The organism is Helicobacter mastomyrinus, assembly GCF_039555295.1.
In the GTDB taxonomy this organism is placed as follows: Bacteria; Campylobacterota; Campylobacteria; order Campylobacterales; family Helicobacteraceae; genus Helicobacter_C; species Helicobacter_C mastomyrinus.
This window is the reverse complement of record NZ_CP145316.1, coordinates 664,456-679,030: the sequence shown is the minus strand read 5'-3', so window position 1 is coordinate 679,030 and position 14,575 is coordinate 664,456. Positions and strand designations below refer to the sequence as shown.

20 protein-coding genes are annotated in these 14,575 nt (G+C 38.6%); 19 read left to right on the top strand and 1 reads right to left on the bottom strand.

Annotated elements, in window-relative coordinates:
• Window positions 1-89: 89 nt before the first annotated feature.
• From V3I05_RS03415 to V3I05_RS03400, 4 genes are read left to right on the top strand one after another with little or no spacing between them, the layout of a single operon-like run.
• Window positions 90-929: an ATP phosphoribosyltransferase regulatory subunit gene (locus V3I05_RS03415; protein ID WP_295701708.1), complete on the top strand. Its 840-nt coding sequence runs from the start codon at window positions 90-92 to the stop codon at window positions 927-929.
• Between the two features lie 41 nt (window positions 930-970).
• Window positions 971-2,212 (top strand): adenylosuccinate synthase, encoded by a 1,242-nt coding sequence (locus V3I05_RS03410; protein ID WP_300448778.1) that lies wholly within the window; start codon window positions 971-973, stop codon window positions 2,210-2,212.
• Window positions 2,213-2,214: 2 nt separating this feature from the next.
• Complete coding sequence (locus V3I05_RS03405; RefSeq protein ID WP_300451777.1) at window positions 2,215-2,643, top strand: flagellar export protein FliJ; 429 nt, start codon at window positions 2,215-2,217, stop codon at window positions 2,641-2,643.
• Window positions 2,640-3,350: a MotE family protein gene (locus V3I05_RS03400; protein WP_295701714.1), complete on the top strand. Its 711-nt coding sequence runs from the start codon at window positions 2,640-2,642 to the stop codon at window positions 3,348-3,350. Before V3I05_RS03405 ends, V3I05_RS03400 begins: the two co-directional genes overlap by 4 nt.
• A 402-nt stretch (window positions 3,351-3,752) precedes the next feature.
• Here V3I05_RS03400 and V3I05_RS03395 read toward each other — a convergent pair whose 3' ends face one another.
• Window positions 3,753-4,535 carry a LexA family transcriptional regulator gene (locus V3I05_RS03395; protein WP_343354017.1) on the bottom strand — a complete coding sequence of 261 codons (783 nt, stop codon included), beginning with the start codon at window positions 4,533-4,535 and terminating at the stop codon, window positions 3,753-3,755.
• A gap of 311 nt (window positions 4,536-4,846) precedes the next feature.
• Between V3I05_RS03395 and V3I05_RS03390 the strand changes: the two genes are divergently transcribed.
• The 15 genes from V3I05_RS03390 to V3I05_RS03320 all read left to right on the top strand — a co-directional run bounded on the left by V3I05_RS03390 (window position 4,847) and on the right by V3I05_RS03320 (window position 14,551).
• Window positions 4,847-5,044: a hypothetical protein gene (locus tag V3I05_RS03390; RefSeq protein ID WP_034326840.1), complete on the top strand. Its 198-nt coding sequence runs from the start codon at window positions 4,847-4,849 to the stop codon at window positions 5,042-5,044.
• 13 nt (window positions 5,045-5,057) lie between these two features.
• The gene (locus V3I05_RS03385) at window positions 5,058-5,366 is read left to right on the top strand and encodes a hypothetical protein (RefSeq protein ID WP_034326839.1); all 309 of its coding nucleotides are present in this window, start codon (window positions 5,058-5,060) and stop codon (window positions 5,364-5,366) included.
• Window positions 5,367-5,715: 349 nt separating this feature from the next.
• Window positions 5,716-7,884, top strand: a complete 2,169-nt coding sequence (locus tag V3I05_RS03380) for a DDE-type integrase/transposase/recombinase (protein ID WP_343354016.1) — start codon at window positions 5,716-5,718, stop codon at window positions 7,882-7,884.
• A gap of 343 nt (window positions 7,885-8,227) precedes the next feature.
• Window positions 8,228-9,106 carry an AAA family ATPase gene (locus tag V3I05_RS03375; protein WP_300742775.1) on the top strand — a complete coding sequence of 293 codons (879 nt, stop codon included), beginning with the start codon at window positions 8,228-8,230 and terminating at the stop codon, window positions 9,104-9,106.
• A 10-nt stretch (window positions 9,107-9,116) separates the two neighbouring features.
• Complete coding sequence (locus tag V3I05_RS03370) at window positions 9,117-9,278, top strand: hypothetical protein (protein ID WP_300448761.1); 162 nt, start codon at window positions 9,117-9,119, stop codon at window positions 9,276-9,278.
• Window positions 9,278-9,631, top strand: a complete 354-nt coding sequence (locus V3I05_RS03365; protein WP_300742777.1) for a DUF4406 domain-containing protein — start codon at window positions 9,278-9,280, stop codon at window positions 9,629-9,631. Before V3I05_RS03370 ends, V3I05_RS03365 begins: the two co-directional genes overlap by 1 nt.
• Window positions 9,612-10,097 (top strand): host-nuclease inhibitor Gam family protein, encoded by a 486-nt coding sequence (locus V3I05_RS03360; RefSeq protein WP_343354014.1) that lies wholly within the window; start codon window positions 9,612-9,614, stop codon window positions 10,095-10,097. Before V3I05_RS03365 ends, V3I05_RS03360 begins: the two co-directional genes overlap by 20 nt.
• A gap of 70 nt (window positions 10,098-10,167) precedes the next feature.
• Window positions 10,168-10,653: a hypothetical protein gene (locus V3I05_RS03355; RefSeq protein WP_343354013.1), complete on the top strand. Its 486-nt coding sequence runs from the start codon at window positions 10,168-10,170 to the stop codon at window positions 10,651-10,653.
• Window positions 10,653-11,639 carry an AAA family ATPase gene (locus V3I05_RS03350; RefSeq protein ID WP_343354011.1) on the top strand — a complete coding sequence of 329 codons (987 nt, stop codon included), beginning with the start codon at window positions 10,653-10,655 and terminating at the stop codon, window positions 11,637-11,639. Before V3I05_RS03355 ends, V3I05_RS03350 begins: the two co-directional genes overlap by 1 nt.
• On the top strand, window positions 11,626-12,033 hold the full coding sequence (locus tag V3I05_RS03345) for a phage protein GemA/Gp16 family protein (RefSeq protein ID WP_343354010.1): 408 nt from the start codon (window positions 11,626-11,628) through the stop codon (window positions 12,031-12,033). Before V3I05_RS03350 ends, V3I05_RS03345 begins: the two co-directional genes overlap by 14 nt.
• Entirely contained in the window at window positions 12,033-12,293 is a 261-nt protein-coding gene (locus tag V3I05_RS03340; RefSeq protein ID WP_343354009.1) for a Mor transcription activator family protein, read from the top strand. The genes V3I05_RS03345 and V3I05_RS03340 overlap by 1 nt, the downstream gene beginning before the upstream one ends.
• On the top strand, window positions 12,274-12,591 hold the full coding sequence (locus V3I05_RS03335; protein WP_343354008.1) for a hypothetical protein: 318 nt from the start codon (window positions 12,274-12,276) through the stop codon (window positions 12,589-12,591). The genes V3I05_RS03340 and V3I05_RS03335 overlap by 20 nt, the downstream gene beginning before the upstream one ends.
• The gene (locus tag V3I05_RS03330; protein WP_343354006.1) at window positions 12,591-13,379 is read left to right on the top strand and encodes a phosphoadenosine phosphosulfate reductase family protein; all 789 of its coding nucleotides are present in this window, start codon (window positions 12,591-12,593) and stop codon (window positions 13,377-13,379) included. Before V3I05_RS03335 ends, V3I05_RS03330 begins: the two co-directional genes overlap by 1 nt.
• A 121-nt stretch (window positions 13,380-13,500) precedes the next feature.
• A complete protein-coding gene (locus V3I05_RS03325) occupies window positions 13,501-13,719 on the top strand; it encodes a hypothetical protein (RefSeq protein WP_300742782.1) in 219 nt (72 codons plus the stop codon).
• A complete protein-coding gene (locus V3I05_RS03320) occupies window positions 13,655-14,551 on the top strand; it encodes a hypothetical protein (protein ID WP_334085650.1) in 897 nt (298 codons plus the stop codon). Before V3I05_RS03325 ends, V3I05_RS03320 begins: the two co-directional genes overlap by 65 nt.
• The last annotated feature ends 24 nt before the right edge of the window (window positions 14,552-14,575 follow it).

Sequence of the window (14,575 nt, the reverse complement as noted above, 5' to 3'; positions counted from 1 at the left end):
ATATTTCAAAAGTGATTTTGTGATATAATTTAAACTTTTGAGGATAACTTTAGAAGGGTATTTAAATTATTTAATTTTTGAGGTGCAATGTGATTTTAGAACACGAGCTACCACAGGGAAGCAAACTCTATTTTGATACTTCAGCCAAACTCAAACGTAATATAGAATCTTGTGCAATTAAAGCATTTTATGAGAATGATTATAGAGAGATTGTAACGCCCACTTTCACATTCTTAGAACATCAAAGTGATATTTTGAATCGTGAGCTTGTGCGACTAAGCAGTGAGAGCAATCATCAAATTGGATTGCGCTATGATACGACATTTGAGGCTATGCGTATTGTTACAAAACATATTACCCGCAGCAGTGAGCATAAGAAGTGGTTTTATATCCAGCCTGTGTTTAGCTATCCCACAACTGAAATCCACCAAATCGGTGCAGAACATCTAGGTGGTGAAAGTCTTGCACCTGTGATGTGTTTAGGGGTGCATATTTTGCAAGAGCTAGGCTTAAAGCCCTATTTGCAAATCTCTAATATGCAGATTCCACTTTTGTGTGCTAAACATAGCGGTGTGGATATAGAGGTGTTTGCTTCTCAAAATGTGGGAAAACTCTTAGAAATGGAAGGCTATGTGGCGGATTTGGTACATATAAAGACAAAGCAAGATGTGCAAAAAGCCATACATACTGCTCCCACTTTCTTACGTGGAGAATTAGAGCGTTTGCTTGAATGTGCGAGTTATTGCGAATATGAAAAAAGTATTTTTTCTCCTCTTGCCTTTTCGCCTACCTCATATTATGGAGGGTTGTTTTTCCGTATGTTTATGGGTAATGCCACTTTATTGCAAGGAGGCAAATATAGCATAGGAGAGCAAAGCTCTTGTGGGTTTGCCATCTATACTGATGAGGTAGTAGAATGCCTTATTTAATGCAATGTATAGCAAGTATCAAATAGTATAAGGGAGATATAATGGCTGATTTAATTGTGGGGATTCAATGGGGTGATGAGGGCAAGGGCAAGGTTGTTGATGCCATTGCAGGGGGGTATGATTATGTTGTGCGTTATCAAGGCGGACATAATGCGGGGCATACGATTGTTGTCAATGAACGTAAAATTGCATTACATTTGTTGCCTTCAGGGATTCTGTATAATCGATGTAAAAATGTGATTGGCAATGGCGTAGTGATTAATCTTCAGGCTTTGCTAAGTGAGATGAACGCATTTGGTGATTTGCAAGGGCGGCTTTTCGTGAGTGATAAGGCACATATTATTTTGCCTTATCACGAAATTTTAGATAGAGCTAGGGAGCAGCATAAGCATAAGGCGATTGGCACGACAGGTAAGGGCATAGGACCTTGTTATGGGGACAAGGTATCACGCAATGGTGTGCGTTTAGCAGATTTGCGTAATCTCTCTTTGCTAAAAAGCAAGATAGAATCTATTTATGAGCAAGCACAATATGTGCAGAATCTCTATGGAGTGGCACTCCCAAGTGTTGAAAGTGTGATAGAGTATATAGAATCTGTTTCAAAGGATATTTTGCCTTTTGTTACTGATACGACACAGCTTTTATGGGAAGCACAAGAGAGGGGTGAGAAGATTCTCTTAGAGGGTGCACAGGGTAGTATGCTTGATATTGACCACGGCACTTATCCCTTTGTAACAAGCTCTACCACAATCGCCGCAGGGGCTTGTAGCGGGAGTGGCTTAGCCCCTAGAGATATTAAAAGTGTTATTGGCATTGCTAAGGCATATTGCACGAGGGTTGGCAATGGTGTATTCCCTACCGAAGATATGGGAGAGGTGGGCGAGAGATTACGCAAGGCGGGAGAGGAATTTGGCACGACAACAGGACGTGCAAGGCGGTGTGGGTGGTTTGACACGGTGGCTGTGCGATATGCAGTGCGTTTGAATGGCTGTGAAAGCCTTAGCATTATGAAGCTTGATGTGCTTGATGGCTTTTCTTCAATTAAAGTATGTGTGGGCTATGAATATGATGGCAAGGAAATTGATTATATTCCTACTGATTATGAGCGGGTAAAGCCTATTTATAGGGAATTTGAAGGTTGGGATAAAACCTATGGGGTGCGCTACTTTGCGGATTTACCAAAGGCGGCGCAAGTTTATATTAATGAGCTAGAGCAGATTATTGGTGCAAGAATTGCTATGATTTCTACAAGCCCGGAACGTGATGACACTATTAGGCGTTAGCGATGAAGACAAAGTTTAGCGCTATTGTGAGTTTGCGTAAGAAAGATATGCAAGAGTGTGAGCGAATCATTATGCAAAATGAGAATAAAATCGCTAGCAAAAAAATGCAAATAGATGAAATTGCTGATGAGCTTGTAGCGCTTCAAATGCCACAAAAAGGTGCGTTTGATGTTTTTAGAGCGTATAATGAGATGAAGAGAATGCTTCTTCTTGCTATGCACAATGTACAGCAAGAACTTGATGAGCTTTTGAAGGAAAAGCGAGTTTTGCAAGAGCAGTATAAAAAACATCATATGGAGTATGAAAAAATGTCTTTTTTGGACAAAAAAGAACAAGAGGCGATGATAAAAGCTTTAAAGATTCAAGAAAAAAGAGAAACTGATGAAATTGTGATTATGCTTTATGGAAATCCAGAAAGTAGAGCAGTATGAGATTTTTAGCTATCATAGCGTTTTTAGGCAGCTTGTGCGTATTTAGCTTTGCAGAGAACTCAAAGCTACTTGATTGTAGCATTATTTTTGAAGCACGTAAAGATGAGATTAAGGCTCAGCTTGATGAGATTGATGAGCGGCAGCAAGCTCTGCAAGTATTGCAAAATGCCACACAAGTGTTACTTGATGAGAAAGAGCGCCAACTCCACGATAGGGAGCAGGATTTAAACCAAAAAATAGCCTCTTTTACACAAGAGCAAGAGCAAGCAAAAGCAGCAGAACAAGAGACACATCAGCGCAATCTCGCAGAATTAGAGCAAAAAAGTAAGGAGATAGAGCAGCTTATTGCAAAAAATGAGGAGATTCTCTCTCAAATTAAGACACAAAAAGATGATAAGATTATCAAGGCTTATAAAGGTATGAAAGAAGCCAAAGCAGCGGCTATACTTGCCGATTTGCCCGAAGAAGAAGCTGTGGAAATACTTTCCCAAATGGAAGTGAAGGATATAACCAAGATTCTAGGCAAGATGGACAACCAAAAAGCGGCTAAGATTACCTCTAGTATCCGTCTAGTTGCGCCTAATCGTCTTCCTAGCACCACTCCAAGCAATCCTCAAGGCAATGGAGAAGCACAAGATGGGGCTTCTTCCACTGAAGAAAAGCAAGAAACAGATAATCCGCAAGATACTACACTAGAAGCTCCATAGTTTTGCAAAAACAAATACATTATTTCAGCAATTCTTTTAGACTTTACAGCAAAAATTTTAGACCTTAAGGCTTAACATCTGATTTGGAAATATAAAAGTTACATTGTTTCTATAATCATAAGGACAAGTAAATAATAAAAAATGAACAGAAAAAGATTTCTGCCACGATAAGCACAATTTGTATAGTTTTGTCAGGAATCAAAGTGAGAGAGAAAATAATCAAATAAAGCAAAGTGCGAGAGAATGAGGGATATTTGAAAAATCAAAGTGCGCTCAAATACTTTACAAAACTTGACAAAATACTCAACAAAACTTTACATTTACTTGACAAAAACTATACATCTACTTTACATCTACTTGACACACCTTTTACAATGCGATTAAATGCGCTTTTAAACGCCCTTAAATCATTCGTTTAAAAAACCCCACAACCACACCGATAATGTCATATTCTCGCCCCTCTAGCTCTATATTTTCATAGCTCTTGTTATCACTTATAAGGCGGTATTTGGGAAGCTTTTGTAAGCGTTTAACATAGAGCTCATCATCAATACGCACTACACATATCTGCCCCTCTTTAGGCACACTCTTTTGGACTAGGAGTTGGCAATTCTCTGGGATTGTAGGAGACATAGAATCGCCTTTAGCAGTGATAATAGAAAGCCCAAGAAATGAGCTAAGCCCAAAGTGTGTGCGCAAAAAGCCTTTGTCTATGCCTACGCTTTGTGTGGGATACTCATCGTTTATCACGCCACCTCCTGCACTTGCGACTACATCATCATAAATAGGGATTTGAACTACATCAGTATTGATTTGAGCGGTAGGTTTGGGACTTATGGACAACTTATGGACACCATCATTAAGACTTATGGACTTTGACTTATGGACATTTTCGTTTTTTTCGACTAAGTAACACTCATCAGATGACTTAGTAACAGGACTTAGTAACGACTTAGTAACATTCTTAGAATGCTGGACATCATTTATAGGATTGCTGGACATTTGCTGGACAAAAAAAGATTTATCGCTGGACATACCTAACACATCAAATATTTTTTTTAATGTCCCAATCTGTATAGAATCTTCTTCCTGTTCATATCTACGCATAGTCCGTTCTGAAACACCGATAGCCTCTGCTAACTCTATTTGGCTTAATCCCATATCCTCTCTTAATTCCCTAATCATCATAAAATCCTTATTTTTGACAAAATTTACCTATAATACTTGACAATAGGTAAAAAATGTCCTATAATTACATCACTTTTAAGGTAATTATATCATAAAGATAGAAAATCTTAAAAGTGGTCGGGAGGGTGGGAAATCAGCCTGAAGGATTTGAGATGTTATGTTTCAAGTTCAAAAAGGTTGTGAAAATCAAGCTTCAAGTCTTTATCCGAGTAGGCAAACTTAGAATAAAGATAAAAGCTTGATGCAAACAATCTTCCTTCACCTTTTTGGTGGAGGTTAGATTGAATTGTAGCACAAAAGGAGTAAAAATGCAAAAAGATTCTATCCCCATTACGCAACAAATGTCTCAAAAAGGCATTAAGCTGCGCACTTGGTGCAAAGCGATGAGTTTAAGTGATGCAGATTATTTCATTATAAAGGATATATCTAAGGGTAAAATCAAGGGCATACGAGGTAGGAGCAAAGAGCTTAAAGAAATGCTTGAAACAGAGGGATTTTGTATCTAAGAAAGGAGTATCAATGAAAAAGAAGCAAAAGAGAGAAGAATGCAAAGCGTGGCTAAAGGGCGATAGAGACAACAATCTCAATTATGTTAGAGAGCTTTTAGAGGGCATACACTATATTGGTATGCGTAAGGATTTCTATGGGAAACACGCTTGTCTCAGCTCTCTTATTGTGAGGGTTGCGACTTGTATAGACGAGCTTGTGCCAGAAAAAAATGAATCCTCCGCAATACATCATCACGAGAGAGGGAGTATAGGTTTTGAAGAGATTGTGCGGCAAAATCTTTGTAAGAAAGACGGGCGTTCAACCAAAGGGAATCAATAATGTTATTACAAGAAATGTGTGCTTTTGCTAACATATAGAGGGCAGGAAAAATGAATATTGTTATCTTCGCATCATCCTTACCTAGCAAAGCTTCGTGTCTCTTTTTGGCGGTGAGTTTGATATATTTTGTAGCATTGGCAATTGTTTCATCACTAAGGGGCTCTATCTTTATATCTTCGTCTTGCCTGCAGTCTTCAATGAGGGATTCTATCTGCTCTAATACTGAATTAGGTAATTCTTTGAGCATATCGATTGCAATATTTTCAAGACTAGAGAAATATTTTAAAGTTTTTTTCATAGGACAACCTTCTTTGGTTTATTATAACATAAAAATAGATGAGGAATCATAATGGGACAATGGGTAAGTAGCAAGGAGTTCGCAAAAGCGCATAGCGTTAAAATAGATACCCTATATAAAACAATTCAACGCAATTCAAAATGCGAGAAAAAAATTTGCAAAATTATAGGCAAATTTTGTCCTATATTGTATGCAAATGGACATATTGGAGGTAATGCTGGTAAAGTCCTCCGCATTTGGAGTGAGCCATTTAAGACGCAAGCAGAGGCAGAGGCGTTTGTGGAATCTTATATAAAAGCACAAGAGGCTTCTTTTCAAAAGATTACAACACCTACAACACTAACAACACCGCATAAAATAGGCACTTCTAGCGTTTTAGCACAAGAGCAAGCAAAAGCCTTGAGCTGTCCATCACACTTTATACAAAGCGCACAATCTAAGACTATGTTTGATAATAAAGATGATGATGGGCAGTTGAGGGCTTTAGATGCTTTTAGCAAAGCTTCACAAAAAGATAAGAATCTCGCCCTAGAGAAAAAATCCATTATCAAAGAATGGGAAGCATATAAGGCAAGAGGTGTGAATGCAAAAGATTTTATCGCGCTGCTGAATGCAGGTGGGCAATACTCTTGTGTCTTAAGCGAAAACAAGCTCTATGCGTGGCAGAGGGCATATAAGAGAGGTGGCATAGATGGGCTGCTTGATGAGCGAGGCAAAAATAGAAAAGCCCAAAGCAAGATTAAAGAGCTTGGATTAGAGGAGCTCACAAACAAGCTTATTTTGGCAAGTCGTGGCAGGGTGAATATCTCCTCACTGCATAGAATGTTGCATATCCACCTTGATAGTGTGGGCAAGGCGGATTTGGCGGATTTTTTAGCCAAAAGGAGCGAGGTAATAAGCTATTGTGTGCTTGAGCGATATGTCAAGGCTTACTTAAAAGCTCACCCCATAGAAGCAAAAATTATTTATCGTGGTGAAGATGCGGCGGTTGGGAATTTCCTCCCTGCACTTGGGCAGAGTAATTGGGCGGCGGATTCTATTAATCAAATCGTAGAAATTGATGCGACAAGCATTGATGCGATTATTGATACAAGCGAAATAGCGCGCTCTCTAGGGCTTGAGGTAGAGAACATAGAATCTTGGCAAAAGCGATTTGTGCTTATTTCACTCATTGATACTTATAGTGGCGTGTGTAGCTTCCATATAAGCGATACCGAAAATGCGCTCGGTGTCTCTCGCGCCATTGCAAAATACATCACTACCTATGGCAAACCAAAGTGCATTAAAAGCGACAACGGCAGCGCATTTGTGAGTAAATATATCAAAGAAGTGCTTATGCGACTTGATATAGAGCATATCAAAGCTAAGGCGTATGCTGGGTGGTGTAAGCCCTATGTGGAGCGAAACTTTGCGCGTTTGCAAAATCACCTTATGGAATGGATTAAAGGCTATATCGGGCATAGTGTGAGCCAAAGACAAGCCATTGAGTTTTTCTTCTCTCGCGCACAGAGGCGACTTAAAAGAGGGCAAAAAAGCAATCAAACCAATCTTCACACGCTTAAAGAGCTAGGGCAGATGATAGATGCCTACACGCATTCTTTGATGAATAATGCGTATTTGCAGAGATTAGATTCTACACCCGCAGAGGCGTATAACGCGCGTGTAAATGAGGCAGTGAGAATCCACGAATATGAGCTTTGCTCTAAGCTTTCCCCGCTTGAGAGGCGCGCTGTGAATAAAAAAGGTATCGCTTATGGTGGGCTGTGGTATCAAAGTGCTGCTATGTTTGCGCATACAAGTGTATTTGTGGCAGCAAATATCAATAACACCAAAGAGCTTTTTATGTATGACGAGCAGCACCGCTTCATCGGCGTAGCGTCAAATCTTGATAGTGAGGAGATGAGTGCGGAAATGGCGCGGAATGCGCAAAAAATCTTTTATAAAGAGCTTAAAGCGCGCAAGGTCAAAATGCAAGAGGCACGCGCAGAAGTCGAGGCGCAATTCCCACAAATGCTTTTACAAGCGCACAAGAAAATGCCAAAAACGCATATGCCCATACTCAAAGCCATTAATGATAGCAACCTTAAGCGTGCGAAGCTGCTTGATGAGGCAAAGCAAAAGGCAGTGGGCAGTGATGTTTTAGATTCTATAAAGGAGGTGAAGCAAGAAAAGAAAAGGGATTTAAGCTTTGAAGCAGCGGTGCTGAAAAAGGCAAAATAAAAGCGTTGGCTTTTTTGCAGGTGTTGCAAGTGTGGATTAGCACTTCCTAATAAGCCCTAACCTTAGAAAACGAGTTGATGAATGCGAAGCAGTCATAACTCAAGCTTTAGGCGAAAAGGTGGCTTTGCTACCTTTTGTAAGACTTTTACAAGTATGGATTAGCACTCCGTGCAAATCACTTGCTACAAAGCAAGAGAGAACCTTAAGAACTCGCTTGCAAGTGTGGATAAGCACAAGTGCGTATGACAACCAAGCATAGCGCGGTTGTAAGCGTATCCTTTAGGCGATACTTTGGGCTTCGCTCAAAGTATCAAGACATTAAATGAATGAAAAGGAAAATTCTATGAAAAATGTAAATTTAAATCAAGTGCGAGAGGAGCTAGAGATATTTTTAAAAGTGCAAAATATCTCTCAAGCGGCTTTGGGTAGAGCTATTGGCGTAAGTAGCGCGAGTATCTCTACCTTTCGCAAGGGCGAGTATAAGGGCAATAATAAAGAGCTAGGGCGCAAAATCAAGCTCTACCTTGATGATTATGCAAACAAAAACAAAGGAGGCGCAAAAAAAGAAAATGTGCAAGTCTATGAAAGCCACGATAAGCAAATGGCGGATTTTGTCATCAATGAGGCGGTGAGAGATAAAGAGATTGCCATTATCGTAGGTGTGGCAGGGAGTGGTAAAAGCACGATTGCTAAAGATTATGCGCGCTTGCACCCCAATGCGATTCTCATTGAAGCTACACTCCATAGCACTGCCAGAGTGATTTTAGATGAGCTATGCGAGCGCACACATATTAGCGGCGGGAGAAATCTGCACGAAAAAGTGCTCCTTATAGCCAAAGAGCTTAAAAGGCGCGATGTGGTGATTCTTATTGATGAGGCGGAGCATTTAAGTGTGAGGGCATTAGAGGATTTACGCAGGATTTGGGATTTTAGCTCCTGCCCTCTTATCCTCTTTGGCACGGAGATTCTCTTAAAGAATCTCATAGGTAAAAATGGCGAATTGCGACAGCTCTACTCACGCATAGGTGGTAAATGGAATATGAAAGGTCTCTCTCAAGAGGAATGCGAGACACTCTTTTTTAAGGGCATACACGCCTATACAAAGGGCAATTTTAGAAGCAGTGAGAAGCTCTATCGCAGGGCGGCTCGACTAGCAGAGCTACACGATGTGAAGATTGATAAAGATATCATCGCTCAAGCGGTAAGTATGATTATTGTGTAAGGAGGGAGATATGAGTAAGGCTGAATTGTTTAAGCCCTTTTATATTTATGGGCGCAAGGCAAGGTATTTAAGCACACATTATTTTGTGAATAATGAGTATATATTTCTTAAAGGAGGCGTGAATGAGGCGATAAATGGTTATAAATGCGTTGATGTGGTAAAGGAGTGGTAATGATGATTTTTGTAAGCAGCCCTTATGCGGCAGTGTTATCTAGTATAAAAGATGAGGCAGAAGCTTTAAGCACAATTACCTCTCTTGCGCTTGATGGCTGCAAGGCAGTAGTAGATATGGGATATATCCCTCTCTCTCCTGTGCTTGCGTTTGAAGGCGTATATAATGAGCGCACACAAAGGGATTGTGCGATAGGCGCGAGTTTAGAGATGCTTAAAAAGTGTGATGCAATCTATATCGTCAGAAGCCCATACAATGAGTATTCTCAAGGAATGATACTCGAAAAAGAGTTAGCCACAAGGCTTAATATGCTTATATATGAAGGAGTTAGAAATGGCAATACAAGATTATGAGAGTGTAGATAAGGCACTTAAAAGGTTATGTGAATTAGAGGTGAAAATCACTCATATTGAGGGTGAAGTAACGCTTGCTTGTAACAAGATTAAAGAGGAATACAAACCTCAAGTAGAAAGTCTTAATAATGAGGCAAACTTTATCCGCGCAGAGATTGAATCTTTTTGTGAATCTCACAAGGCAGATTTTGCAGATAAGCGAAGCAAGGAGCTAGTCTTTGGCACGATAGGCTATCGCTTGAGTAAATCAGTGAGCCTCCCGCGCGTGAAAGCAAAAGTAGAATCTTTAATTGCAGCGATTAAGAGCTTTGGGTTAAGGGATTGCCTCATTTATGAGGAGAAGCCAAATAAAGAGGCTTTGGCAGAGCTAGATGAAGGCTCATTGGTGAAGCTTGGATTGAAGCGCGTAGTGAAAGATAATTTCCGCATTGAGCCAAAAATTGAGGCATTAAATAATAATAAATGAGGATTTAACCCCTTTTTAAAGGGGGTTTGAAAACAAAGTTTCTTTAGCAAAATGGTTTAAAAGGATTTGAATGTTAAAAATAAAATATGGTATGTCGTGTGAAAGTATGATATTTTGGAATAAGCTATTTTCGTGGCAGCTCACACAAAAGATGGCAAAGTATGCCATTGCACCCTACCACATAGATAAGCAGTTTAAATATGCGGTTGTGAGGGGAGATAAGCTCATATTTTATTTTTTGCATTCAAGCGCGAAACAAGAGTTTGCCTTTCAATTTGAAAACATCAAGCAACGCTTACGAGAGAGCTTTAAAGAGCATAGGCAGCAGTGTAAAGAAGCGGGGATTACCTTTAGAGATATTACTGCGCTTGTGCACCTACAGCAAGAAAATAGCTTTAAAGAGCCACAAAGGGTAGCGCAAATTTATAAGGAACGCTCCACAGGAGATTTTACCTATAACAGAGATTCTATTTTTGCAAAGCAGTTTGAGAATCTCGCACAGGCTATCAAGAGGCGTATAGCACAAGAGAAATCACAAAATTTTAAGGAGGCGTGATGAGCTTAGAATTAATATATAATCTTAGCCTTAAGGGTGAAAATCTACACGAGAAACTTGAGTTTTTAATCCCGCACTTTTTGCCTAAAAAGATGATTACTACCATTTATGCCGATGGTGGCAATGGTAAAAGCTATTTGAGTGCGGCAATTTGCAAGAGGCTCTGTAAGAGTGAGAGCGTGAGACATATCGTATATGTGGATTTAGATAATCCTATCTCTATGCTTGTGGATAGGGGCTATGATACTTTGCTTTTAAATGAGCCTAAAATCGCTTATATTCATCGCTGTAAGCTTAATATTAAGCCCTTTGAGCTTTTATGTGCGCTTGAGAAGCAGGCACTGGGAAGCAAATATGAGGGGTATGTGTTTATATTTGATTCATTGCGTAATTTTGTGGATATTGATAATGATAAGAGCGCAATGGCACTCTTTGATGTAGCGATGAATTTGCGTGAGGCTGGAGCTACTATCATAGCCTTGCACCATTCTAACAAAGACGGAAAGAATTTCAAGGGCAGCTCACATATACGCAATTCTACCGATGTGATGTATCGCTTGGAGAGATTGGAGGGTGAATCACAAAAGGTATGCGTAAAGCTCATTGCGCAAAAAGAGAGAGCGGGCATTAGAGATATGAGCTTTGGCATTGATGTGCGGGATTTGAGCTTAAATGAGGTAGATTCTAAAATCGCTAATATGAACGAGAAGCAAAAAGACTTTGTTTTAAAAGCAAAGGCGGTGCTAGAGCATTCTAATCCTAATAAAACGCAGCTCCTCCTTGCCTGTGGCTATGAAAAGGGCGATAAATGGGCGCGAGAGACACTGCAACACTTTGAGGGCTTATTTTGGGAAAGTCTGCCAAAAGGGAAAAATAATGCCCTTACTTATCATCTGCTTACAACACCTACAACACTTACAACACCGCGTGAAATAGAGGCTTGTGATGTTAAGGATAATAGAGGAGCAGAATATGAAAACAATTAAGGCTAATCGTAAAAGCTTACTTTGCATTATCCACACCCACCCGCAGTATAAGACTATCAAAGAAAATAATGCGTGGGAATCTTGGCTACTTGTGCGCTATGGCGTAGAGAGCTGTAAGGCTCTTTGTGATGAGGAGCTAAGGGAGGTGATTGGGAATTTTAATGGGCATATAAGCGATAGGGATTTTGTAAAAAGAGAACATAGGGGTGAAATGATAAGTGGCTCACAGGAGCGAAAAATAGCGGCATTACTTGCCCTCTTGGGCTGGGGTGATGGGGCTTATTGTAAGTTTGTCAAACGACAAATTGGCGATTTGAAGCTCCCACATACACTTTCAAAGAGTGAAGCTACTTGTGTTATCACAGGCTTACAAAAGATAGTAGGAGAGCGATAATGGATAAGAATCTACTAGAACAAATTTGTGAAAGCTATAAAAATGGTATGAGTTGGGAAAAAATCTATAAAAAGTATGGGGGTGTGAGTATCTATATCCCCAAAGTCTCCCCGAGTGCGAGAGAAGGTATCATCAAAGAGTGTAATGGCTATAACTTTGCCTTTTTAGCGCATAAATATAACCTAAGTGAAAGAAAGGTGCGTGAGATTGTGCGGGAAGCTAAAGAAAAAGGAGAGAAAAATGAAAACAACAGAGATTAAAAATGCAGAGCTACGATTTTTTGTAAAAGTAGATATGGATGAAAAGTATCCCTACCAAGTGGTGTGCTTTAAAAACAATAGGTGCTTTTGTGTGGTTAGAGATATGTTTGTGGCAAAAGGAATTTGTGATATGCTAAACTATAACACAGCAAAAACAAAAAGAAATTATATTTTTCTCTTAATAGCTTGTGGGGCTTTACATAGGGATTTCTTAAAGCCCTCAAATATCAAAAAGGTTAGCAAAGAGTGGCTTAAGCAAAAATACAATCAAGTCTTACAGATAATAGAGGCGGATTGATGATTAGCGCAAATCTAAGTGGTGGTAGAGATAGTAGCGCAATGGTAGTTAAGTGGCTAGAGAATGGCAACGAGCTAGATTATATTATCTTTTGCGATACAGGATTTGAATTTCCACAGATGTATGAGTATATAGATAAGTTAGATTCTTATTTACAAAGGAATTTTAATATAAGTATTACTCGCATAGATTCTAGTAAAGAAATACAGAAGTGGGCATTTGAGTATCCTATACAAAGTGGAGAGAATAAAGGGAGATTAAGGGGGATACCTAAAACAATAGGTAAGGAATATTGCACAAGAGAAACAAAGGTTAATCCTACTAAGAGATTTGTGTGTGAAAAATCTTCAAACAAATTTAGAAATACTGCACTTATTGGCTATACATACAATGAGGTAGAAAATGGGCGTGTATCAAACTTAGACTATGCAGTATCTAGGTATCCTTTGCACGAATGGCAAATGAATGAGCCTGAAGTAGATACATTTTTAAAAGAGCGTAGTATCCATAATCCTTTGTATGAAAAGTTTTCACGCACAGGTTGTTACTTTTGCCCTAAGCAGTCAATGAGAAGTTTATATACTTTATATAGAGATTATCCTACTTTGTATCAAGTAATGAAAGAATGGGAAATAAAAGCAAAGGAATTAAATTGTGTGAATCAAACTTGGAAGCCTAATTTAACCTTAGATGAGCTAGAATCTAGAATTAAAAATATGGGAGTAGTTGGAGAGCAGTTATTCACAAATAAATTTGAAAATGAAGAGACTTGCTTTTGTGGTAAATAAATATAATTAATGAGTGAAAATGTTACTTTAAGAATGAGTATTGTATAATTTTTGCTTAATATTTGCTTAGTAAATACAAAAAGCTGGTTTTATTTCGTTTAGTACATCATAAGGAGACGATATGAAAACTCAAATAGATATTGGGGTAAGTATTCCTGTTCGTGATAGTAGTTTTATGGATTCTATTATAGCGTCAGATATTGCTGATAGTGGAATGGAATCTACTGGTGATGTGTTTTTTGAGGATAACCAGAAATGCGACAAAAAGATGACAGATGCCGAATTTGATGCTTTTTTGGAGGAGTGCGGTATTGGGGCAGAGCGATTTAAACAATGGTGATGACTTAAATTTGTTTTTCGAGCTTTATGCACAATTTTTAGCAATAGATTCTATAAATACTCTTGTATATGGGAGAAATCGCTCTCTCATCAAGACTTTTTATGAATTTTATTATTTTCAGGCTATGTCTAGAAAAAACAAAAACTTGCAGAAAAAACTCAAAGAAACAAAAGATAAACTAAAAAAAGAGTGGGTAGAATATATAAAAGGATATTCTCAATATTGTATTAAAGAAATACAGATAAATCAGCAAAGCTCTTCTGTGCCTCGTCATATTATAGAAAATCCAAATATTAGCGAAGCGTTCTCGTGTTTTGTTGATGCCATTCAGCAGTATGAAAAATGGAGAAGCAGGTTAAGTAATGAGCACATATTGTCCATTTATAGAAAAAATCTTGAAGATAGACAGAAATACTATGCTGATGATGGATTTGATGAGTTTAATGAAGAGCTGCTTAAAAAAATCAACATAGAAAAGCTTAAAAATAATAAAATACTTAAGCAAACACTCATAGAATTTCATAATGCTATTTCACACTTGGTTGCAGTGTATTGTGGGAGACAACAAGATGGCAAAAATAAAGACAGAGCAATAAACCATTTTAGGAGAGGGGCATTAGATTCATATAAGGCTATCATTAAAGATTTTTATCATCTCCGAAATGTCAAAAAAGTTGCGTATAAACCATCATTGAAAAAGATAAAAGATATACGAAGAGAGGAATACTTAGGTATAGGAAGTGATAAAGATATATCCAAAAAATACAAAAATTTTACTGATGAATTAATTGCAAACATACACACAAGATATTTTGATGATGTAAAAAGCTAGGTTCCCTTTGAAACAAGCGGGATA